Here is a 21,061-nt window from a genome sequence, read left to right on the forward strand (position 1 = left end):
CGACACCGCCCCCGAAGAGAGAACTGCCATGACCTCCACCTCCCAGGACCTCCGCGTCGCCGTCGTCGGCGCCGGCATGATGGGCGCCGACCACGTCGCCCGCATCACCTCGACCATCAGCGGCGCCACGGTCGTCGCCGTCGTCGACCCCGACACCGCACGAGCGACCGCCGCCGCGGCGACCGCGCCGGGCGCCGTCACGGCCGCCGACTTCGAGGAGGCCCTCGCCACGACCGAGATCGACGCGGTCATAATCGCGACGCCCGGCTTCCTCCACGAGGCCGTGCTGATGCCCGCCCTCGAGCGGGGACTCGCGATCCTCTGCGAGAAGCCCCTCACGACCGACGAGGCGGCCTCGTTGCGCGTCCTCGAGGCGGAGCAGGCGCTCGACCGGCCCCACATCCAGGTCGGGTTCATGCGCCGCTTCGACCAGGGCTACCAGGACCTCCGCGCCCTCGTCGCCTCCGGCGACAACGGAGCCCTGCTCGCCCTGCACTGCGCCCACCGCAACGCGACGACCCCGCCGAGCTACTCGGAGGAGATGCTGATCCTCGACTCCGTCATCCACGAGATCGACGCCGTCCCCTTCATCGCCGGCGAGCCGATCGTCGCCGTCGAGGTCAAGAAGCCCCGCCGCAACTCGCTGGCGCCCGACGGGCTCCGCGACCCGCAGTTCGTCCTCCTCGAGACCGCGTCGGGCACTCTGGCCGTCGTCGAGATCAACGTCAACATCCAGTTCGGCTACCAGGTCACGACCGACGCCGTGTTCGAGAGCGGCGTCGCCTCGATCGGTCGTGAGTCGGGCCTGCAGCTGACGAACGCCGGCCGCACCGGGCACGCAGTCTCGCCGACCTTCAAGGAGCGCTTCGGCGCCGCCTACGACACGCAGGTGCAGCGGTGGGTCGACGCGGCCCGCCGAGGCACGATCGACGGCCCGAGCGCCTGGGACGGCTACCTCGCCAGCGTGGTCGCGACCGCAGGCGTGGAGGCCCAGAAGACCGGTCGCCGTGTCGAGGTCGACTACGCGATGGCCAAGCCGGCCTTCTACGACCTGGACGCCCGCGTCGACGCCGTCCCGACGGAGGCGTGACCGATGGTGAAGATCGCTCTCGATCCGACGCCGCTGCACCACAGCCACTCGCTGCTCGAGATCCCGGCGAAGGTCCGCGAGCTGGGCTACGACCACCTGCAGCTGACGCCGCACGCCGACTTCATCCCCTTCTTCCGGCACCCGAAGGCCGACGACGACCTGGTCGACGCCTTCGCGGCCGCCTGCCGCGACGCCGACGTGCAGATCGCGTCGGTGCTGCCCGTGCTCCGTTGGTCAGGACCCGACGAGGAGTCGCGCCGAGCGGCGGTCAAGCAGTGGAAGCGCGTCCTCGAGATCACCGCGCGACTCGGCGTCGGCGTCGTCAACACCGAGTTCAGCGGACGCCCCGAGCTGCAGGAAGAGTCGGAGCGACAGTTCTACTGGTCGATGGAGGAGCTGCTCCCGATCATCGAGCGCGAGGGGATCCAGGTCTTCATCGACCCGCACCCCGACGACTTCGTCGAGGACGGCCTCGAGGCGCTCCGCGTCATCCGCGGGCTGAATTCCTCCCACGTCGGCCTCGCCTACGTGGCCTGCCACACGTTCCACTACGGCGGCAACACGGCCGAGATCATGGCGGCCGCAGGTCAGTCGCTCGGGCTCGTCCACATCGCCGACACCTTCGACCACCACCGGTCGCACGGCCTGCGCTACATCACGAACCCGCCCGGCAACGCCGCCCGCGTGCACCAGCACCTCAGGATCGGCGACGGCGACGTCGACTGGGACGGCTTCTTCGGCGGTCTCGGCAAGCTCGGGTTCCTCGACCGCGACGACACCGTCGCCGTCTCGAGCGTCTTCGCCGAGGACGAGGACGTCGATGCCGTGAGCCGCTACCAGCGAGAGCAGATCTTGTCCCGGATCGCCTCCGCGCCCCGTCACTGAGCGTCGTCGCCCTGCGACGACCGACCCCTCCGGAGAAGAACGATGACAACTCAGACCGACCCGACCACGACCACGACCCCGACCCCGACCGACGAGCGGCCGACCCTGCTCCGTGCGGTGCAGGACACCCCCACCAGTCTCTGGAACGACTCGGCCGACCTCACCGAGCTGGCCGCCTCCATCGAGTTCGGGGCGGTGGGCGCGACCTGCAACCCGGTCATCGCCTACACGGTCATCAAGAACGACCTCGACACCTGGGCTCCCCGCCTCCGCGAGATCGCCGACGCCAACCCCACCGCGGGCGAGTCCGAGATCGGCTGGCTCGCCGTCGAGCAGCTGAGCATCGAGGCCGCCGCCCTGCTCGAGGCCGAGTTCGAGGCCTCGGGCGGCCGCAACGGACGCCTGTCGATGCAGACCGACCCTCGCCTGCACCGAGACGCCGCCGCGCTCGTCGAGCAGGCCGTGCACTTCTCGTCGCTGGCGAAGAACATCATCGTGAAGATCCCGGCCACCAAGACCGGCATCGAGGCGATGGAGGAAGCCACCTACCGTGGCGTCAGCATCAACGCGACGGTCTCGTTCACGGTCGCCCAGGCCGTCGCCGTCGGAGCTGCCATCGAGCGCGGCCTCGACCGCCGCACCGCGGAGGGCATCGAGAACCACGAGTTCGGCTCGGTCGTCACCATCATGGGAGGCCGCCTCGACGACTGGCTGAAGGCGGTCGTCAAGCGCGACCACGTCATGATCGACCCCGGCCACCTCGAGTGGGCAGGCGTCGCGGCCCTCAAGAAGGCGCACCACGAGTTCGTCGCCCGCGGCTATCGCTCGCGAGTCCTGTCGGCCGCGTTCAGGAACCACCTGCAGTGGTCCGAGCTCGTCGGCGGAGACCTCGTGGTGTCGCCTCCGTTCCCGTGGCAGGTCGACATCAACGCCGCCGCGCTGCCCGTCGAGAACCGCATCGACGTCCCCGTCGACCCCCGGGTGCTCGAGTCGTTGGCCGCGGGGATCCCCGAGGAGTGGCACCGCGCCTACGACGTCGACGGCATGAGCCTCGACGAGTTCGAGCGCTTCGGCGCGACCGTGCGGACCCTCCGTCAGTTCCTGGAGGCGGACGCCCAGCTCGACGCCCTCGTCCGCGACGTGATCGTGCCCGCGATCTGATCTGCGGCTGGGGGGCGAAGGAGGCGCGGTGTCCGTGGACGGGCACCGCGCCTCCTCGTGTCGGGCCTGGCACCTTGGTTCGATTTTTGTTAGTATGTCCTTACATTTGACCGACGGTAAGGAACCCCACATGCCCCTCGTCCGCATCGACCTGATGACCGGCCGCACCCCCGAGCAGATCACCGCGATCGCCGACGCGATCCACGAGGCGATCGTCGAGGTGTACGGCATCCCGGTCCGAGACCGCTTCCAGGTCGTCAACGAGCTGCCCGCGGGGCGCATCGTCGCCGAGGACGCGGGGCTCGGCTTCGAGCGCACCGGCAGCGTCGTGATGATCCAGATCTTCACCCAGCGCGGCCGCAGCGACGAGACGAAGCAGGCCCTCTACGCGCGCATCGCCGCCGGGCTCGAGGCGGCCGGCGTGGCGGGCGAGGACGTCTTCATCGGCTATGTCGAGAACGGGCCGCAAGACTGGTCGTTCGGCTTCGGCGTCGCCCAGTACATGAACGGCGAGCTGAAGGTCCCCGCCGCGGCCCCCGACCTCGGCTGACCGAGACCCGGCCCCGGACGCTGTCGATGCGGCCTCGGACGCTACTTGTCGACGAGGGTGATCGAGAACGAGTAGAGGTCGGGCCGATAGCAGTGGTGCCCGACCTCGACGGCTCGGCCCGAGGCGTCGTAGGCGGTGCGGGTCATCGTCAGCACGGCGCCCCGGGGCTCGATCTCCAGCAGCTGGGCCTCGTCCCCGTGGGCGGCCCGGGCGCCGATGTTCTGCTTCGCGACCCGCATCGTCACGCCGTGGGAGCGAAGGAGCTGATAGAGGCCACGGGCCGCGAGATCGGCGTCGGAGAACGGCGCGAGGTCGAGGGGCAGGTAGTTCTCGAGGATCGCGACGGGCACGTCGTCTGCCAGGCGGAGTCGGCGGACGTGGCTCACCTGAGCACCTGTCTCGACGCCCAGTGCGGTCGCCGTCTTCTCGTCCGCGGGGGTGATGTCGTGCGTGAGGAGGCGTGTCGTCGGTGACTGACCGGTCTGGGCGAGGTCCTCGAACAAGCTCGTCAGCTCGACGTTGCGCGTGACCGGCCCGTGCACCACCTGCGTCCCGATGCCCCGTCGACGGACGACGAGGCCCTTGTCGACGAGCTCCTGGATGGCCCGGCGGATGGTCGGGCGAGACAGGCCGAGCCTCTCGCCGAGCCCGACCTCGTTCTCGAGCCGCGCACCGGCGGGCAGCTGACCGCTCAGGATCGAGGCCTCGAGGCGAGTGGAGATCTGGTACCAGAGAGGCACCGGGCCGCCTCTGTCCAGGTCAGCGAAGAGGTCGTCGGGAAGAGTCGTGTCTGTCATCTGCTGCACCGCCCCAGGTCATGTCGTGACAACCCTACGGGTCGATCTTCGCCGTGCGGGCGGACTGGCCGGGCGGGCCCGCTTCGGGCGGCCGAGCCGCGCCGCCACGGGGTGACGATCACGGCTGACGACCCGGGCCTCGCGAGTCGCGCAGCCGCCGTGCCAGCTCCTGCCCTGCCTCGACGAGAGCCGGCGGCCCCTCGAGCGTCAGGTCCGCGTCGAACCCGGCGAACCGGGCCGCGAGGGCACGCCACGACCACGAGCCCGTCGTGAGCCTCGTGCGGCCGTCGTCCTGCTGCTCGACGAGCGCGTCGGCGTCGACGTAGGGCACGACCTCGCGAGCGGGGAGGTCGAGCAGTGCCGTGCCGACGCAGGGCCAGGAGGCGTCGGTCGACCCCCGGAACCGCGCCGCGACGAAGGCGACCAGGTCGTCCCCGGGCACGGGGCGCCGGCTGAACGACCGGCGCGTGGCCGACCGCGGGTGCATCCTGTCGACGCGGTAGGTGCGCCAGTCGGCCGCGGCGGGCGCCCATGCCAGGAGGTACCACCGGCCGTTGCTCGTGACGACGGCGTGCGGCTCGACCGAGAGCGGCGGGCGGACCTCAGCCTCTCCCCAGGCGGGCGCGTAGTCGAAGCGCAGCACCTCGTGGGCGGTGGTCGCCTCGATCACCGCGACCAGCACCTCCGGGTCGACGACCACCGACGACGGCGTGCTGAGGACCTCGATCGAGTCCATCCGGTGCCGCAGCCGAGACGGCATCACCTGCCGCACGGTGCCGAGTGCACGAGCCGCCGCCTCGCCGATGGCGGTGCCGGAGGCGGGCGCCACCGCGAGGGCGAGCGCGACGGCCACGGCCTGGTCGTCGTCGAAGAGCAGGGGCGGCAGCTCGGCCCCCGCCGACAAGCGGTAGCCGCCGGCCGGCCCCCGCAGGGTCGCCACCGTGTAGCCCAGCTCGCGCAGGCGCTCGACGTCGCGGCGGACCGTGCGGGGGCTCACGCCGAGCCGCTCTGCCAGGAACGTCGCCGAGCTCTCCTGTCGCGCCTGCAGCAGCGAGAGGAGCGTGAGGATCCGCGAGGAGGGGCTGGTCACGTTCTGATGGTCGCACCGGATGCGGTCACGATCTGACCGCATCGGGGTGGAGAGTCGCCTTCGACGCAGGACTCACCACCGAGGACCGCGCGACGACGAGGAGACAGACATGACCATCTCGACCACCCCGCACCTCAACTTCGACGGCGACGCCCGCCAGGCTCTCGACTTCTGGGCCGCCGCACTCGGCACCGAGGCGACCGCCATGACCTACGGACAGATGGGCGCCTCCGACGACCCGGCGTGGGCGGACCGCATCGTCTGGGGGCAGGTCGAGACTTCGAGCGGAGTCCGGGTCATGGCGTTCGACGTCTGGCCGCACCAGGAGTACGACCAGGGGACGAACTCGTCCTACGTCTACCTCAGCGGCGACGACGCGGCCGAGATCACGGCGGTGTGGGAGGGGCTCGTCGACGGGGCCGAGATCAGGCAGCCGCTGGGCGCCTCCGCGTGGTCGCCGTTGGCGGGGCAGCTCCGCGACCGGTTCGGGGTCGTGTGGGCGCTCGACGTCCGGGCTCCGCAGCTGGGGGCCTGACGGGAGGCGGGCTACTCGCTGACGCTGTCGCTCTCGCCCGCGAGCTCGCCGCCGTCGATCACGAACTCGGCTCCGGTCTGGAAGCTGGACTCGTCGCTGGCCAGGTAGACGACGAGGTTCGACACCTCCTGGGGCTCACCGATGCGGTGCAGGGCGCCGAGCTGGTCGCCGAGCTCGAGGCCGTCGGTCATCGGGGTGCGGATGACGCCGGGGTGCACGGAGTTCGAGCGGACGTTCGCCGAGCCGAGCTCGAGCGCGACCGACTTGGTGAGCCCGCGGAGGGCGAACTTCGAGGCCACGTAGCCGTGCAGCGCCGTGGTGCCCTGCAGCCCTGCGGTGGAGGAGATGTTGACGATGCTCGACGGGGCGGACGCGACCAGCGCCTCCTTCGCCGCGGTGATGCCGATGAAGGCTCCCGTGACGTTGATGCCGAGGATGAGGTTCCACTGGTCGAGCGTGTACGTGCCGAGGCGGCCGAAGTTGACGATGCCGGCGTTGTTCACGAGCACGTTGAGGCCGCCGAACTCGCTGACGGCGGTGGCGACGGCCGCCTCCCAGTCGCCAGGCGAGGTCACGTCGAGGTGCACGTAGCGCGCGGCGTCGCCGAGCTCGTCTGCCAGGGCGCGGCCCTCGTCGTCGAGCAGGTCGCCGATGACGACCTTGCCTCCCTCGGCCACGATCGCACGGGCGTGCGAGGCGCCCATGCCTCGCGCGCCTCCGCTGATGAGGGCGATCTTGCTGGTCAGTCTGTCCATGAGTGGCTCCTTTGCCATCGGGTGTGCGTGGTGCGGGTTCGCGAGCGTCTGTGCTCTGCGTGTCTCGGCAGGTGTCGCGTTGAGCGACGGGTGTTGCCGTGCCACGAGAGTAGCGACCGAACCGTCGCGTTCGCTGAGGATGCCTCGACGGTGTGGCGTACTTCGCCGGCCGGAGGGCATGCTGATGCCGGACGCGACCGATACATGAAGGGCTCCGCGATGGAACTGACGAAGTCTGACGATCCCGAGGAGGTGCACCTGACGCTGTCGCGGGCCGAGTTCGACATGATCTCGGGCTGTGTGATGGCGGCGATCCAGGAGGTGCCCGACTGGGAGTTCTCGAGTCGACTGCCCGGCGACGTGGACGCGGCGCGCGCCGTGCGGAACTCTCTCTGGGGCGTCCACGACCAGCTGCCGCCGCGAGGCGTGGTCTAGCGGCCGATCGCCGCTAGGGTCACTCCATGCACGAGCCCGTCCACGTCGCCGTCCTCGAGGACCAGAAGGTCTGGGGCATGATCCCGCGTGAGCTCGCGGACACCGCGGGGAAGGTCTCGTGGCTGCTGGCTCTGGGGTTCGGCATCGCCGCGATCGTGTCTGGGCAGTGGTGGTTCCTGGCGGGGAGCGCGCTCGCCGTCGTCAACTCGCTCGCGCTGCAGGCACTCGCGTCGTACCTGCGCGAGCTGGCCTACGCGAATGCTGACCTTCTCGACGACCAGCCGGGCGCAGGGGACGTTCCGCGCGAGTGATGCACCCTGTCGCATCGTGTTCCGAGCATCGCGTCTCGCTGTAACTCGAAGTGATGCACGGAACGTGATGCGCCGGGCCTGCGCGCGGGCGCTCGGGCGTGGACGCGGCCCGCGCGGCCGTCACTGCTCGGTCAGGGCCGCCGCGTACGCCTTCACCGAGCGGTGGTACCGCGGCAGGGTCGGCTCGAGCGCCTCGATCGCGACCCTGAGCGCCTCGTCCGCGCGGCCGGCGCTGTGCAGCGCGAACGCGAGGAACACCCTCGGCGCGGCCCCGGTGGCGGGGTGCTCGGGGGCGTCACGCAACATCGCGATCGCCTCGTCGAGCCGGCCGAGGTTGCGAAGGGTGGAGGCGTGCTGCACCACCAGCTGCGCGGCCCGAGCCGGGTCGGCCGTGTCGAGACCCGCTGCGGTCGCCGCCGCGTAGTGGATGTCGGCCGCCGCCTCCTGCCCGCCCGAGTCGTGGGCGCCGCCCAGCTCGAACGAGCCCAGGGCCGGGTGGGGCGCAGCGGCCGCCAGCGCCTCCATCTGCGTGATCCGCTGCTCGTCGTCGATCTCGGTGTCGGCCCAGAGGGCGGCGACGCGGACTTCCCAGTCGTGGATGCTCATCCGGTCGTCGGTTCTTATCCGGTCGTCGGTGCTCATACGCCGAGGCTAGGGCGTGCGGCCCGTCTCGAGGCGGACCGCCCCGCGCTCCATCAGTCGCCACGACCCGCCCGCCAGAGGTGTGAGCGTCACCGCCACGTAGACCGCCGTGACGATGCCGAAGGCGACGGCGAGGCCGATGGTGTCGGCGGCGACACCTCCGAGGAGGGCTCCGAACGGGACCCCGGCCCAGGCTCCCGCGTTGAGGAGGCCGAACACGCGGCCGCGCAGGTGCTCGGGCACCCGCTCGAGCTCGACCGTCGCGAGGATCGGGTTGAGCGCGCCCGCCGCCAGCCCCGACAGAGCGGTCGCGGCGACCAGCACGGGCAGCGGGGCGCCCAGCGCGAACGCCAGGCTCGAGGGGCCGCCAGCCAGCGCGAAGCAGAGCGCGAACGTGATGCGCCGCGGCACCCGGTGCGCGACGAAGCCGAACGCGACGTTGCCGAGCAGGGCGCAGCCGCCCATGGTCGCGACCAGCAGCCCGAGGCTCGCCGCGCCTCCTAGTCGGTCGCTGGCGTACAGGGGCAGCAGGGTCGATCCGCGCGCCGCGTCGAGGAGGTTCGTCACCAGCACCAGCGCCACGATCAGCCGCATCAGGGGGTCGCGGACGACGAAGCGGGCTCCCTCGGCGAGGTCCTGCCAGTAGGAGGCGCGGGCCGGCTCGGTGTTGTCGCTGCGGCTGCGGCCGCGGCTGCGGCCGCGACTGCGGCGGCCGGGCCCCGTAGCGCGCTCGCCAGCGGGCGCTGCGGGGTGGGTGCCCGCCGTGCTGGCTGATCCGTCACGGGACGGATCAGGCCCAGGGACCAGCGTCCAGGTCAGCACCGCCGAGACGGCGAAGGTCGCCGCGTTGACGAACAGCGACGGGATCGGCCCGACGGCGGCGACGAGCAGGCCGGCCAGCGACGCCCCGATCAGCTTCGCGAAGCGCTCGGAGCCGTCGAGCAGGCCGACGCTCCGCTCGATGCGGATGCCGGCGCGCTCGGTGAGGCCGGGCAGCATCACGCGACGCGCGGTCTGGCCGGGGGTGTCGAGCAGACCAGCGACGAAGACGAGCGCCAGCAGCGCCCAGAACGGCAGGCCGACGGTCGACGCCAGCACCGGCATCGCCAGCACGGAGGCGCCGCTCACGACGTCCGCCACGATCGCGGCGCGACGATGGCCGACCCGGTCGACGACGACTCCGCCGAGCGGTCCGCCGATGATCACCGGCGCGGTCGCGAAGGCCGCGGCGACGCCGATCTCGACCCCGGAGCCGCCCAGTGCGAGGACGTAGAAGGGGACCGCGAACGCCGTGACGACGTTGCCCGTCTGCGAGATCGCGTGGGCGGCGACGAGGGCCGAGAGGGCGGTGCGGGAGGCGCGGGTCGGGGTGCGCGGGCTGGCCGGGCCGGCCGGGCTGGCCGGGGTGGTCGGTCGGGCTGTGGCGGTGTCGGTGTCGGGCTCGCCGGGATGGGGTGAGGCTGCCGTCTCGGTGCGGGGCGCGTCCTCGGTCACGCGCCCGCGCCTCCTGGGCGGCGGTAGGCCTGGTAGACGACGGTGACCGGCTCGGCCCCGTCGTCGGCGGCGGGATCGTGCGCGGCGCTCGCGTCGAGCCAGCGGGCGACGACGGACTCGAGGTCGGCGCGCAGGGCGGCCAGCTCGGCGGAGGTGAGGCGGAGGCTGCGGTCGCCGGACGCCGCCGCGGCGACCCACTCGCGCGGCAGGGTCGGCGACTCGTCGACGTACTCGACGTAGCGCGCGGCGTAGGTGTGCGCGATCTGCCTCTGCAGCGCGGCCGACGCCCTGAGCTGGTCGGGGTCGTCGAGGAGGTCGGCCGGCTCCCACGAGGTGACCGACGTCGTGGCCTGCCACCAGCGCTCGCGGCGGTCGGCGCTCTGCGGCTCGGCCGGCTGGATCAGGTCGATCGACGCCAGCTTGGACAGGTGGTAGCTGACCGTGCCCGGCGCCTCGTCGACCACGTCGCCGAGCTGCGCCGCGGTCTGTGGGCCGCGCTCGCGCAGCATGCCGAGGAGGCGCAGCCGCGTCGGGTGGGCCAGCACCCGCATCGAGGCGGCGTCGGTGAGGAGGGAGCGGGTGGTGTCGCGGGGTGTGCTGCTGGGGACCATGGGGCAACGGTAGGTGCACAAGAAGTGTTGCGCAAGAGGCGTTGTGGATTGGCGGCGATCACGCACCCCGGACCGATCGTGCCTCGCGCCTCGTGCCTCGCGCCTCGTGCCTCGCGCCTCGTGCCTCGCGCCTCGTGCCTCAGCAATTGGCGCTCGAGGGGTCGGTGCGCGGGGGTCAGTGGCTCAGTTGCTCCCTGATCAACCGGTCGATCTCGGTGGCGACCGCGCGGGGCTCGGTCGAGACGAGGGCGATGGCGTTGCCGTGCTCCCTGCCGATCACCGCCCAGTACGCCGAGGGCCAGGCGCGGCCCGAGCTCGGTGTCACGTGGGCGCCGGTGAGCGACCGGGTCGGCCACTCCTCGGGGGTCGCGCCTCGCAGGCTCGCGATCAGGCCCGGCGTGTACCGCAACCGGTGGGTGGAGAGGGAGAACCGGCCCCCGTAGCCGACGCCGCCGGTGGGGCGGACAAGCACGGCCGACGTGCCCCACAGCATCGTCTCGTCGCCACGGACGGGGTCCGCCCGCCACGATCCGAGAGACCGGAACCGGGCGACGAGGGCGACGAAGGAGGCGCCCCAGACGGCGAGGAGCCACAGGCGGAACACGTCGGTGTCGTCGCCGCCGCCCAGCAGGAGCGGCGAGAAGACCAGGATGCCGAGCGCGCCCTGGATGACCAGCTGGATCAGCACGGCCCTGCGGAGGGCGGTCTCGGAGGTGCCGGGCGCGGGCTCGAGGGGGCGGCGGGGCATGCGGTCAGCCTCGCAGGTCGACGCCGGCGTCGGAGGCCCTCCTGCTGTCCGGGGTGCGGCCCCGATCCTCTAGCCGAGTCGCCGATGTCAGAACGCGACGACGTCGTTTTCTGAGATAATGCGTCATCTGAGAAAATTGCTGGGCTCGGACTGAGGAGGCACCGTGGCGGCGACACCATCGTCCTGGCCTGCGATCAGCCACGAGACGCTCGAGTGGACGAGCCGCTCCGCCTCGTTCGGGCCGCGTGCTGCTCGGCAGGGCCCGTTGCGCGCGAGCTATCAGGCAGCAGTCCCTCCTCGCATCGCCGATCTGTCGCCCGTCGTCAGCCCCGAGGTGGCGACCCTCGCGGATGAGGCGTCCACGGCCTTGGCGGTCTTCGATGCCGAGCTCGGCTCGGACGTCGCGCCCTTCGCCTCCTTGTTGCTGCGTTCCGAGGCTGCCGCCTCGTCGCAGATCGAGCAGCTCACGGCCAGCGCGCGCCAGATCCTCACGGCAGAACTAGGAGGCGGCAACCGGCGGAACGCCTCCGCGATCGTCTCGAACACGCGAGCCATGCGTCGAGCCGTCGAGCTCTCCGACGAACTGGATGCTGCAGCCGTCCTCGCGATGCACGAGGTGCTGCTCGAGCACGACGCGCAGCACGATGCGGGGCAGTTCCGGAAGGAGGCCGTCTGGATCGGGTCGCGCTCCGACAGCCCCGTGGGCGCCGACTTCGTCGGGCCACGGTGGGAGCGCATCCCCGATCTGATCGACGACGTGCTCGCCTTCGCGCGCCGGCTCGACGTGCCGCGCCTGATCCAGGTGACCGTCACGCACGCGCAGTTCGAGACCATCCACCCGTTCACCGACGGCAACGGTCGCACGGGACGCGCGCTGCTCCAGTCCATGCTGCGGGCCAACGAGCTGACTCGGAACGTCACCGTGCCGGTGTCCGCGGGCCTGCTCGGCGACACCGCCGGATACTACGACGCTCTGACCGCGTATCGCCGAGGCGAGCTGGACCCGATCACCCGGCTCGTCGCCGAGGCGTCGTTCGAGGCGGTGCACAACGCCCGCGAGCTCGTGGCCGAGATCAGCGGCATCAGGGAGGGCTGGCGCGAGCGCCTTCGCGCCCGCCGGGACTCGGGCATCTGGAGAGCACTGGACGTGGTCGCACGGCAGCCCGTTCTCAACCCGAAGGTGCTCGCCGCCGAGATGGGCATCGAGCCCAAGAATGCCTACCCGCACCTGCGGCGACTCGCGGAGGCGGGCATCCTGGTGTCGAAGACGGAGCACGTCGGCGGCCAGATGTTCCGGAGCGACGAGATCCTGGCGGCGCTCGACGCGTTCGCGGCACGGTCGGGGCGTCGCCGCCGTTCGGCCTGAGCCTGTCACCAGTGTCCCGGGCGGGCGATGTCGCTGGGCAGGGTCGTGTGCACGTCTCCCCGCGCCGCGTTCACCTGTGCTTGCGTGAGGAAGAGCGCCCCCGCGAGATCGGCACCCTCCAGTCGAGCGTCGCGGAGGTCGGCGCCGAGCAGGTCGACTCCGGCCAGGTCACGTCCGCGGAGGTCGGCCGCGATCACCAGGGCTCCTCGGAGATCCGCACCGCAGAGCACCCGGGCACGCAGGTCACGTCCGACCAGATCGGCCCCCGGGTGCAGGTCCCCGGCCGTGTCGTCGCCGTGGCCCGCGAGGTATCCGGCGCGCGCCTCCTCGCTGACGGTCATGAGGGTCTGCCGGACCTCCGCCCGGAGCCCGTCCGCGTCGACGGCGAGCATCTCGGTCGGGGTGCCGTCGAGGAGGTGGTCGATGCGACGGGCGAGCCCGGTCGCCTCGTCCGCGGAGTCGGGTGTGGTCGCTCGGGCCTCGGCCTCGGCGAGGTACCAGAGCATCTCGTGCAGCTGACGGACGACCGCGAAGACGGCGAACATCTCCGCGCTCGTCTCGGGGGCGTCCCGCCAGCTCGTCCCGTCGAAGAGCTGCTGCGAGACTCGCTGGCCGGCGCCGAAGCAGTCGAAGACGGTGCAGCCACGGAAGCCGCGGCCCCGGAGGGTCCGGTGGATGGTGCAGGAGAAATCGTCCGCCAGGTTCAGGCACGGGGTGCCGGCGGGCTTGTCGACGGGGAAGTCCGCCGAGCGCTGGAAGCCGAGCGCAGTGCAGCAGAGGGCGAAGCAGTTGGTGCAGTCGGCGCGGAGCGCTCGACGAGCGTCGTTCTCAGGAACGGGGGAGTGCGTGGGAGACATGGGCGGACGGTCTTTCTGGAGTGATCTCGACAGGTGGCCGGGGTGCAGGGGAGCTCCTGGTGGAGGTCCCCGTCCGGGCACACGAGATCACCGCCTCTCGTCCGAGGCGCGTGCTGATGCAGCGTGAGGGGCTCTGGGTCACAGAGAGATGTCGTGAGTCACTGGCAGCCACGGTAGCGGGTGCGCTGTGGTCGCGCGGTGCGCCGGCTGGCCGGAGGCGACAGCGGGCGGGTTCGTCGGGGGCGGGCCGTCACGACGGCCCGCCGGCGACGGACTCGCCCGCCTGCCGTCGTTCGGTCGCGGGTCTCGTGCCCAGCACGCCGGCGAGCAGGACCGTGGTGCCGACAAGGGTGCCCACCGCGGACAGCGCCAGGACGGCCGCGTCGCCGGGGAGCATCGCACACGCGGACGGGGTGTCGTCGTACGAGCACGTCCTCCACGGCTGCAGCAGGTAGAGGAGCGTGAGGCCCGCGCCGACGGCGGTCACGACGCCGCCCACGACGAGGAGGAGCGCGCGCAGCCGACGGGTCATGCTCCGACCGTAGGTCGGCGAGGAGGCGCGGCGCGTCCGCCGAGAGGGTGACGACTCGACGGGTGCGAGGCCCCGCGAGCGAGCGAGCGGGCGTGCCCGCGTGCGAGCGAGCGGGCACGACGAGTTGCCCCGATCTGTCGGGTGAGAGCGGGGGAGGCAGCGTTTCGGGGCAACTCGATCTGGGGGGCGCGGGCGTGCCTTCGGGGGCGGCGGGCGCCTCCTCGGCTGTCCGGATCGCGCAGGACCGAACGGGGGGTGTCTCGACGATCGAGATTCTCGCTAATCTAATGGTCGGCACGGATGCCGATCTCAGCGCAGGAGCGAACATGACCACCCCGACACTCTCGACCCGACCCAGGCACATGACTTCTCAGGACCGTTCCCCGGCCTCAGGCACTTCTTCCCCCTCTTCCTCTTCCCCTTCTTCCTCTTCCCCTGCTCCGTCGCTCGACGGGGGAGCAGGCCACGACTCCGGTGTCGGCCCCGACACCGTCACCGGGTTCATGCAGGCCTTCGGCGCGGCCCAGATGCGCGCCGAGACCCTGATGAAGATCGTGGCGACCGACCACGGCATCGGCGTCTCGGACCTCCGCGCGCTGTACTTCGTGCACGGCGGCACCGACGTCACGCCGCGCGAGCTCGCCGCGTACCTCGAGCTCTCGTCCGGCTCCGTCACGAGCCTCGTCGACCGGATGGCCGACGCCGGGTTCCTCGCCCGTGCGGCCCACCCGACGGATCGCCGCAGCAGCGTCCTCGTGATCGCCCCCGACGGCGTCTCGCTGATCGAGGGCGAGATCGGCTACTACCTCGAGGTCTTCGACGGGCTCGCGTCGCGGCCCGAGCTGGCCGTCGTGACCGCCGCGCTCGCCGAGCTCGCGCAGTCGATGACGCGCCACGCGGCCGCGCGCGCGAAGGGTGCCGCTTCGTCGTAGTCCGTCAGCTGCGGGGTGAGCGGGCCCCCGCGAGCGCTTGGACACCCGCGACCACGAGGCCAGCGCCGATCACGAGCACCAGGACGGTGCCGAGGCTGACCACGTGCTGCAGGTCGAGCGCGGCGAAGCCGACGAGGAAGAGGCCGGCGGCGCCCTTGACCAGCGCGACTGCGAGCGCGACCCCGCGAGAGCGGCGCGTCATCGGCGTGCGTCGTCGTCGTCGGGCTGCTGCCCGGGCGGCATGAAGGGGGCGAAGGAGGCGGCCGTCCCGTCCCGCAGGGAGCGTGCCGAGGGCGGTGCCACGTGCGCGTCGCGGGGCTGGGGTCGTCGTCCTGGCTGGTCGGGCGCCTCCTGCGGGGGTGCTCGGCGTTCATCGCGCTGGGGGTGCGGCTGCTGCTGCGGCTGAGTGAGCCGCTGAGGCTGGGGCTGCGAGGCCGCTCGGCGGGCACGGAGCGCGATGCCGAGCAGCAGGCCCGTCGTGCCCGAGCCCAGGGCGGGCAGGGCCAGAGCGTAGGCGAGGCTGCCCGTCGCGAGGGTCCACGGGCAGGGGCCGGCGTCCGTCTCGCATGAGCTCATACGGCCCGTCTCGGGGTCCATCTCGAGAGTCGACGAAGTGAGCCCTGTGTCGAACGAGCCGTTCGCGTTCGACTGCCACAGCAGGGCCGCGCCCGAGGCGACGAGGGCGGCGGAGACGATCCAGAGGAGCAGCTCCCAGGAGGGGCGGCGGGGTCGATCCGCGCCGGTGCTCCCCGCAGCAGTGTCGGCGAGGTCGTCAGCCGGGGGAGCCTGGTGCTCGAGTGCGCTCACGCCGGGCTCCTTCGGGGTGGTCAGATCTGTCTGGGGACCGTCCCATCATGGGATGCACCGGCGGCGGGCGCGAGGGGCGCGCCGGGTCGGGCCAGGGAGGCGGGGTGGGCGGCGCCTCCTTGGGTCCCGTTCGCGTGCGTCGCCGTCGTCGCCGCGGTCCGCTCGCAGAACCCGACCGGTGAGGCGCGACAGGTCCTGCAATACGGGGAAGAACCCGTTTTGCAGCCCGCGCGGTCGGCATTTGCGGACCTGGACCCGGACCTGGACCTGGACCTGCGGCCGGGCCTGCGGCGTGGCCTGCGGCGGGAACCGAGGTCAGCGGGGGTCGGGCGCGGCGCCGAAGGCCTTGCGGCCGTTGTAGACGTCGATGGCCAGCACGAAGAGCGTGAAGAGGACCGAGAAGACGACGCCGGGCTGGATGACGAGCCAGACGACGGCGATGATCCCGACGCTGACGACGAGGCTGATGCCGTACATGATGCGCCCGAGGCGCGTGTTCATCTTCATGGTCACTGTCTACACAGGCGCGGCGGATGCAGTGCGGCGCATCCAGCGCGGCGGATTCAGCCCTGCGGGCGAAGCGGGCGGCGGCGACCCGGCGCGAGACTGGCTGCCGAAGGGAAGGAACCCATGCTCGCCTCCTCGTTCCACGTCGTCCTCCCGGCGCTCGCGACCGTCGTCCCCGTGACGATCGTCGCCGTCGTGCTCGTCGGGCTGCGCTCGCGGCGGGCCGGGGCAGGGCTCGGGACGATCCTGTGGCGGACGTCGTTCGTCGCGTACCTCGGGGCGCTGGTCGCGGTCACGTTCTTCCCGTTCGTGATCGACCTCGACCCGCCGCCGGACTCGCCCTGGCACCCGATGATGAACCTCGACGCGCTCAGCTCGACGCACCTCCGGTCGTTCTGGCTGAACATCCTGATGACCGTGCCGCTCGGCGCGTACCTGACGGGCCGGGCGCGTGCCGGACGCGGGCAGGCCGGGCGGCGTCGTCTCCGCGGCATCGTGCAGGTCGGCCTGGTCGCGCTGATCGCCAGCGTGTCGGTCGAGCTGCTGCAGCTGGCGCTGCACCTGTCGATCGGCGGCAACCGCGCGACCGACATCGATGACGTGATCGCGAACACCACCGGAGCCGTCGTCGGCGCGGTGCTCTGGCGGGCGGTGCTGCTCGTCGGGCGCGTCGCGCCGTCGCGGGTGCGTCCACACCCGTCGGACCCGTTGGACCCGCGCGCACCCGTCGGCGCGCGCGAGGGTGTGCGCGGGTCCTGAGGGTGCGAGCGCCAGCGCGCGCGCCAGCGGACGCCAGCGCCGCGCATTCGGCGACACCTGTCGCGTGACTCGGGCGTAGGGTCGGGGCGACCGAGGAGGCGCCGTGACCGATCCCCGGACTCGCCGTGGGGAGCCGACGACCGGCCGTGCCGATCAGCGACTCCAGCCGCGCGACGTCGTGTGGGCCTGCGTCCGGCCGGCGCTGAGGCTGCGGCTCGCGGTGTTCCGCCGGGCTGTGCGGTCGGGGACGTTCCCGCCGGCCGTCACCGCGCCTCCTGCAGGGCTCGACGACGTCACCGCCGACCGGGTCGCCTACGTCGGCAACGCGGCCGCCGCGCGCTTCGGCGTGCTCGAGGAGGAGCTGACGACGCTCAGCCGCGTCGCCGCCGCGGTCAGTGCTGCGCGGGGGCGTCCGTTCGTCTGGGTCGAGGGGCCGGCCCAGGTGCTGACCGTGCGGGAGGCGGCCGACGAGCCCACGTCGGCGGTCCCGGACGTCGACGCCGTCGTCGTCGCGCTCGGCTTCAGCGACGTGCTGCTGATGACCTCCGCCGCCGCGTGGCGCCGCGATCTCGACCGGCTGCTCGACGCTGCTCGGCACCCGGGGAGCGTGCTCAGCCCCGTGCTCGTCGCGGGGATCCCGCCGATCGACCGCCTGCGGCTCACGTCGCGTGGGGCGAGAGGTCGCGTCCACGGGCAGATCGCGCGGCTCAACGCCGAGTCCGAGCGGCTCGTCCAGGAGCGCGGGGACTGCGTGTTCGTGCCGTTCCCCGAGCCGGAGCCGGCCGTCGGCAGCGCACGGCTCAACGGGCAGTTGTGGTCGTGGCGGCGCGTGCACGAGCTGTGGGCGGGGAGCCTCTGGCCCGAGCTGGCGAGGGTGCTCGACGAGTCGAGCTGAGGAGGTGCAGTCTCGACGAGTCGAGCTGAGGAGGCGCGGGGCGGGTCGACGGGGCCGGTCTGCAACGAGAAGGACGGTGTCCCCACGTGAAAGCGACGAACCTCCGTGGAAGATCGCGGAGGTTCGTCGCTCCCGCGTGGGTTCGCCGCTTGCGCGCCGCGGGCGGTCCCGGCTAGCGGGCCGCCGCCTCCTCGGCGTCACGGGCGCGCTTGCGCTCGTTCAGCGCGCGCTCGTCGCGGCCGACGACCGCCAGCAGCACGATCGCGAGCACGACGCAGGCGAGGATGAGCACGAACGTGACGTCCCAGCCGAACGCGTGCACGGACAGGCCGATGCCGGTGGAGGCGAGGGTCGCGCCGAGCACGTAGCCGAACAGCCCCGTGAACCCGGCCGCGGTCCCGGCGACCGAACGCGGGCTGAGGTCGAGCGCCTGCAGGCCGATCAGCATGACCGGGCCGTAGATGAGGCCGCCGATGGCGACGAGCATCGCGAGCGAGATCCAGAGCGGGCCCTCGACCGGCGACAGCCAGTAGATCGCGACGGCGACGCCGACCGCGGTCATGAACAGGATGCCCGTGGGGGAGCGGCGGCCCTTGAACACCTTGTCGCTGATGTAGCCGCAGAGCAGGGTGCCGGGGATGCCGGCCAGCTCGAACAGCGAGAACCCGGCGATGCCCTCGCCGAGGCTCGCGCCGCGCACCTCGGACAGGTAGACCGGCGCCCAGACGAGCACCCCGTAGCGCAGCGTGTAGACGAAGACGTTCGCGAGGGCCAGGTTCACCATGGTGCGGTTCGTGAGCACGTAGCGGCGGATGGTCGACCAGGTCGAGGCGCCCTCGTCGGCGGCGTCGGTCTCGACGGGGGCCGGGTCGTGCCGGTATTCCTCGATGGGCGGCAGGCCCTCGGACTCGGGGGTGTCGCGCAGCAGCACCAGCGCGACGACCGCGATGACGAGGCAGACGACCGCGGGGAACCAGAACACGCTCTGCCAGGTGCCGAACGACGCGAGCGCGACACCGGCGAGGCCACCGGCACCGGCGCCTCCCACGTTGTGCGCGACGTTCCAGATCGCGGTCTTGCCGCCGCGCTCGGAGGTCGAGAACCAGTGCACGAGGGTGCGCCCGCTGGGCGGCCAGCCCATGCCCTGGAAGAACCCGTTGAAGATCATCACCACGGCGAAGAACGCGACGGAGGCGCCCACCGCGGGGACGAAGGCGATGAAGAGGTTCGCGAGGGCCGACAGCGCGAGGCCGATCGGCAGGAAGAACCGCGCGCTGCTCTTGTCGCTGACGATCGCGCTGAGGAACTTGCTGAAGCCGTAGGCGAGCAGCACGCCGTTGGTGATGACGCCGAGGCCGACGGTGCTGAAGCCGTTCTCGTCCTTGAGGATCGTCGACACGAGCGGCACGTTGTTGCGGATCAGGTAGTAGGCGGCGTAGCCGATGAAGATGCCCAGGAACACCTGCAGCCGGAGGCGCGGGTAACGACGCGCGACGGTCGCGTCGTCGAGTCGGGGAGCGGGCGGCGGGGCCGCGAGGAAGGCGGTCAGCCCTCGTCTCGACGGCGCCTCGGCGGGGGAGCGGGGGGTGCGGTGATCAGTGGTCATCTCGGCCTTCCTCGTCCACGGCGGTGTGGGCGAACTCATAGCTGATCACGAGGTTGCAGTTCACGCAAACGACATCTGGTGTTCAGGCGCACGACATCTGGAGTTCACCGGCCTGCGATGCAGGCACCTCCTCGGCTCGACGGGTGGGGTGCCCTGGCAGTGCCTGTCACGGCAGGGCCTGTCGGCGTGCGGTGCGCGTCCGTAGCGTGGGACGCGACGCCGCAGGTCGGCGTCGCCCCCTCCTCCTGCTCCCTGCCTCCATCCCCGAGAGGATCCGTCGTGACGAACGCCCCTGCGCCCGCTGCCGCCGCCTCCCCGGCCGTCGAACCCGGCACGTCGGGCCAGGCCCGGATCCCCGACCCGAGCGCGACCCCGACGCCGACGCCGACCCGCCTGCCCCTCTTCTCCCTGGTCGTGCTCGCGACGATCGGCTTCGTGCTCGTCGCGATGGAGACGATGCCCGCCGGGCTCCTGCCGCAGATCGCCACAGGGCTCGACACCGGCGAGGGCACCGTCGGCCTGCTGATCAGCGCGTACGCCCTCGGCACCGTCGTCGCGACGGTCCCCGCGATCGCCCTGACCCGCGGGCTGCGGCGTCGACCGGTGCTCGCGGCGGCGCTCGCCGGCCTCGTGCTCGCGAACGTCGTGACGGCCTTCGCGCCGACGGTCGGCGTCGCCCTCGCGTCCCGGTTCGTCGCCGGTGCCTTCTCGGGGACGATCTGGGGCATGCTCGCCGTGCACGGACGCCGCATCAGCCCGCCAGGCAGCGCGGGGCGGGCGCTCGCGATCGTCTCGGCCGGCGCTCCCGTCGGATTCGCGTTCGGGACCCCGCTCGGATCCTGGATCGGCACGGCCCTCGACTGGCGCTGGTCGTTCGGCGGGCTCAGCCTGATCGGGCTCGTCGCCCTCGTGCTCGTGCTCACCGTGGTGCCCGACGCGACCCCGGCCTCCGCCGTCGGCAGCGCGGCGAAGCCAGGAACCGCCTCCGACAGTGCCGTCGACAGCACCTCCGGCGCCAGCGCCCCTGGCACGGGGCGCCTCTCGCTGGGGCGCGTGCTCCGCCTCCCCGGGATCCTGCTGATCCTCGCCGTCATCGCCGCGTGGATGATCGCGCACAACACGATCTACACCTACGTCGCGCCGTACCTGCGCGAGGGCGGATCCGGGCTCGGCGTCGACCTGACGCTGCTCGTCTACGGGGTCTCGTCGATCGGCGGCATCGTCGTCACCGGCGCGCTGCTCGACCGGCACCCTCGCCCGCTGCTGCACGGCAGCGTCGCCCTCTTCGTCGTCGCGGGAGCCGTGCTGCTGGTCGGCCAGGCGTCCCCGGTCGCGGTGCTCGCCGCCTCCGTGCTCTGGGGGCTGACGTTCGGCGGGGCCTCGGCCCAGCTGCAGGCTGCGCTGACCACCGCAGGAGGCGCGGAGGCGGACGTCGCGAACTCGTTCCTGCCGGTCGCCTTCAACGTCGCCATCTTCGCCGCGGGTGTCCTCGGAGCGCTGCTGCTCGACGGGGTCGGCCCTCTCGTGCTCCCCGTCGTCATGATGGGAGCAGGGCTCGTCGCCCTCGGGCTCACGGTCTGGGGCCGGCGCAGCGCGTTCCCGGCGCGGTACTGAGCGACCTGGCCCGCGCCTCCTTCACTTTCTTCTTCTTCTTCCCGCTCTCTTCTCCACTTCCCCGACATCACCACCGAACACG

The 21,061-nt window shown here is 72.1% G+C and carries 25 protein-coding genes; 12 read left to right on the top strand and 13 right to left on the bottom strand.

The features are described 5' to 3' along the window. Positions 1-28 precede the first annotated feature (28 nt). From JOE35_RS02750 to JOE35_RS02765, 4 genes are all read left to right on the top strand, one after another. A complete protein-coding gene (locus tag JOE35_RS02750) occupies positions 29-1,090 on the top strand; it encodes a Gfo/Idh/MocA family protein (RefSeq protein WP_209559754.1) in 1,062 nt (353 codons plus the stop codon). A 6-nt stretch (positions 1,091-1,096) separates the two neighbouring features. Then, positions 1,097-1,975: a sugar phosphate isomerase/epimerase family protein gene (locus JOE35_RS02755; protein WP_209561835.1), complete on the top strand. Its 879-nt coding sequence runs from the start codon at positions 1,097-1,099 to the stop codon at positions 1,973-1,975. A gap of 42 nt (positions 1,976-2,017) precedes the next feature. Next, a complete protein-coding gene (locus JOE35_RS02760; RefSeq protein ID WP_209559755.1) occupies positions 2,018-3,136 on the top strand; it encodes a transaldolase family protein in 1,119 nt (372 codons plus the stop codon). A 130-nt stretch (positions 3,137-3,266) separates the two neighbouring features. Continuing rightward, positions 3,267-3,686 carry a tautomerase family protein gene (locus JOE35_RS02765; protein ID WP_209559756.1) on the top strand — a complete coding sequence of 140 codons (420 nt, stop codon included), beginning with the start codon at positions 3,267-3,269 and terminating at the stop codon, positions 3,684-3,686. 41 nt (positions 3,687-3,727) lie between these two features. Here JOE35_RS02765 and JOE35_RS02770 read toward each other — a convergent pair whose 3' ends face one another. Both JOE35_RS02770 and JOE35_RS02775 read right to left on the bottom strand, forming a co-directional pair. Further along, complete coding sequence (locus JOE35_RS02770; RefSeq protein WP_209559757.1) at positions 3,728-4,483, bottom strand: GntR family transcriptional regulator; 756 nt, start codon at positions 4,481-4,483, stop codon at positions 3,728-3,730. Positions 4,484-4,601: 118 nt separating this feature from the next. After that, complete coding sequence (locus JOE35_RS02775) at positions 4,602-5,573, bottom strand: YafY family protein (protein ID WP_209559758.1); 972 nt, start codon at positions 5,571-5,573, stop codon at positions 4,602-4,604. A gap of 109 nt (positions 5,574-5,682) precedes the next feature. Between JOE35_RS02775 and JOE35_RS02780 the strand changes: the two genes are divergently transcribed. Then, on the top strand, positions 5,683-6,108 hold the full coding sequence (locus tag JOE35_RS02780; RefSeq protein WP_209559759.1) for a VOC family protein: 426 nt from the start codon (positions 5,683-5,685) through the stop codon (positions 6,106-6,108). Positions 6,109-6,119: 11 nt separating this feature from the next. Here JOE35_RS02780 and JOE35_RS02785 read toward each other — a convergent pair whose 3' ends face one another. Continuing rightward, entirely contained in the window at positions 6,120-6,863 is a 744-nt protein-coding gene (locus tag JOE35_RS02785) for an SDR family oxidoreductase (RefSeq protein WP_209559760.1), read from the bottom strand. Between the two features lie 219 nt (positions 6,864-7,082). On the opposite strand from JOE35_RS02785, the gene JOE35_RS02790 reads away from it, so the two are divergent. Together JOE35_RS02790 and JOE35_RS02795 are read left to right on the top strand one after the other, a co-directional pair. Then, positions 7,083-7,298 carry a hypothetical protein gene (locus tag JOE35_RS02790; protein ID WP_209559761.1) on the top strand — a complete coding sequence of 72 codons (216 nt, stop codon included), beginning with the start codon at positions 7,083-7,085 and terminating at the stop codon, positions 7,296-7,298. 26 nt (positions 7,299-7,324) lie between these two features. Then, positions 7,325-7,609, top strand: a complete 285-nt coding sequence (locus JOE35_RS02795; RefSeq protein WP_209559762.1) for a hypothetical protein — start codon at positions 7,325-7,327, stop codon at positions 7,607-7,609. Between the two features lie 120 nt (positions 7,610-7,729). On the opposite strand, the gene JOE35_RS02800 is transcribed toward JOE35_RS02795, so the two are convergent. The 4 genes from JOE35_RS02800 to JOE35_RS02815 all read right to left on the bottom strand — a co-directional run bounded on the left by JOE35_RS02800 (position 7,730) and on the right by JOE35_RS02815 (position 11,104). Then, positions 7,730-8,251: a tetratricopeptide repeat protein gene (locus tag JOE35_RS02800; RefSeq protein ID WP_245186033.1), complete on the bottom strand. Its 522-nt coding sequence runs from the start codon at positions 8,249-8,251 to the stop codon at positions 7,730-7,732. A gap of 9 nt (positions 8,252-8,260) precedes the next feature. Beyond that, positions 8,261-9,745 carry an MFS transporter gene (locus tag JOE35_RS02805; RefSeq protein ID WP_209559763.1) on the bottom strand — a complete coding sequence of 495 codons (1,485 nt, stop codon included), beginning with the start codon at positions 9,743-9,745 and terminating at the stop codon, positions 8,261-8,263. Continuing rightward, the gene (locus tag JOE35_RS02810) at positions 9,742-10,356 is read right to left on the bottom strand and encodes a helix-turn-helix domain-containing protein (protein WP_209559764.1); all 615 of its coding nucleotides are present in this window, start codon (positions 10,354-10,356) and stop codon (positions 9,742-9,744) included. The genes JOE35_RS02805 and JOE35_RS02810 overlap by 4 nt, the downstream gene beginning before the upstream one ends. 175 nt (positions 10,357-10,531) lie before the next feature. Then, on the bottom strand, positions 10,532-11,104 hold the full coding sequence (locus JOE35_RS02815) for a hypothetical protein (protein ID WP_209559765.1): 573 nt from the start codon (positions 11,102-11,104) through the stop codon (positions 10,532-10,534). Positions 11,105-11,267: 163 nt separating this feature from the next. Between JOE35_RS02815 and JOE35_RS15420 the strand changes: the two genes are divergently transcribed. Further along, positions 11,268-12,470 (top strand): Fic family protein, encoded by a 1,203-nt coding sequence (locus JOE35_RS15420; protein ID WP_209559766.1) that lies wholly within the window; start codon positions 11,268-11,270, stop codon positions 12,468-12,470. A 5-nt stretch (positions 12,471-12,475) separates the two neighbouring features. Here the strand turns inward: JOE35_RS15420 and JOE35_RS02825 are convergent, their stop codons facing one another. Further along, on the bottom strand, positions 12,476-13,327 hold the full coding sequence (locus tag JOE35_RS02825) for a pentapeptide repeat-containing protein (protein WP_209559767.1): 852 nt from the start codon (positions 13,325-13,327) through the stop codon (positions 12,476-12,478). Between the two features lie 250 nt (positions 13,328-13,577). Then, a complete protein-coding gene (locus tag JOE35_RS02830; RefSeq protein WP_209559768.1) occupies positions 13,578-13,859 on the bottom strand; it encodes a hypothetical protein in 282 nt (93 codons plus the stop codon). 326 nt (positions 13,860-14,185) lie between these two features. Between JOE35_RS02830 and JOE35_RS02835 the strand changes: the two genes are divergently transcribed. Continuing rightward, entirely contained in the window at positions 14,186-14,791 is a 606-nt protein-coding gene (locus tag JOE35_RS02835) for a MarR family winged helix-turn-helix transcriptional regulator (protein WP_209559769.1), read from the top strand. A gap of 4 nt (positions 14,792-14,795) precedes the next feature. Here the strand turns inward: JOE35_RS02835 and JOE35_RS02840 are convergent, their stop codons facing one another. The 3 genes from JOE35_RS02840 to JOE35_RS02850 all read right to left on the bottom strand — a co-directional run bounded on the left by JOE35_RS02840 (position 14,796) and on the right by JOE35_RS02850 (position 16,105). Then, positions 14,796-14,993, bottom strand: coding sequence for a hypothetical protein (locus JOE35_RS02840; RefSeq protein ID WP_209559770.1), 198 nt, complete (start codon positions 14,991-14,993; stop codon positions 14,796-14,798). Next, on the bottom strand, positions 14,990-15,598 hold the full coding sequence (locus JOE35_RS02845) for a hypothetical protein (protein WP_209559771.1): 609 nt from the start codon (positions 15,596-15,598) through the stop codon (positions 14,990-14,992). The genes JOE35_RS02840 and JOE35_RS02845 overlap by 4 nt, the downstream gene beginning before the upstream one ends. Before the next feature lie 315 nt (positions 15,599-15,913). Further along, positions 15,914-16,105, bottom strand: a complete 192-nt coding sequence (locus tag JOE35_RS02850) for a hypothetical protein (protein ID WP_209559772.1) — start codon at positions 16,103-16,105, stop codon at positions 15,914-15,916. A gap of 123 nt (positions 16,106-16,228) precedes the next feature. On the opposite strand from JOE35_RS02850, the gene JOE35_RS02855 reads away from it, so the two are divergent. Together JOE35_RS02855 and JOE35_RS02860 are read left to right on the top strand one after the other, a co-directional pair. Further along, the gene (locus JOE35_RS02855; RefSeq protein WP_209559773.1) at positions 16,229-16,864 is read left to right on the top strand and encodes a VanZ family protein; all 636 of its coding nucleotides are present in this window, start codon (positions 16,229-16,231) and stop codon (positions 16,862-16,864) included. Positions 16,865-16,967: 103 nt separating this feature from the next. Further along, positions 16,968-17,759: a hypothetical protein gene (locus JOE35_RS02860; protein ID WP_209559774.1), complete on the top strand. Its 792-nt coding sequence runs from the start codon at positions 16,968-16,970 to the stop codon at positions 17,757-17,759. Between the two features lie 172 nt (positions 17,760-17,931). Here JOE35_RS02860 and JOE35_RS02865 read toward each other — a convergent pair whose 3' ends face one another. After that, positions 17,932-19,365, bottom strand: coding sequence for an MFS transporter (locus tag JOE35_RS02865; RefSeq protein ID WP_209559775.1), 1,434 nt, complete (start codon positions 19,363-19,365; stop codon positions 17,932-17,934). Positions 19,366-19,644: 279 nt separating this feature from the next. Here JOE35_RS02865 and JOE35_RS02870 point away from each other — a divergent pair, with 279 nt between their 5' ends. Further along, the gene (locus JOE35_RS02870) at positions 19,645-20,979 is read left to right on the top strand and encodes an MFS transporter (RefSeq protein ID WP_307802909.1); all 1,335 of its coding nucleotides are present in this window, start codon (positions 19,645-19,647) and stop codon (positions 20,977-20,979) included. The last annotated feature ends 82 nt before the right edge of the window (positions 20,980-21,061 follow it).

It is taken from the genome of Frigoribacterium sp. PvP032 (assembly GCF_017833035.1).
GTDB lineage: Bacteria > Actinomycetota > Actinomycetes > Actinomycetales > Microbacteriaceae > Frigoribacterium.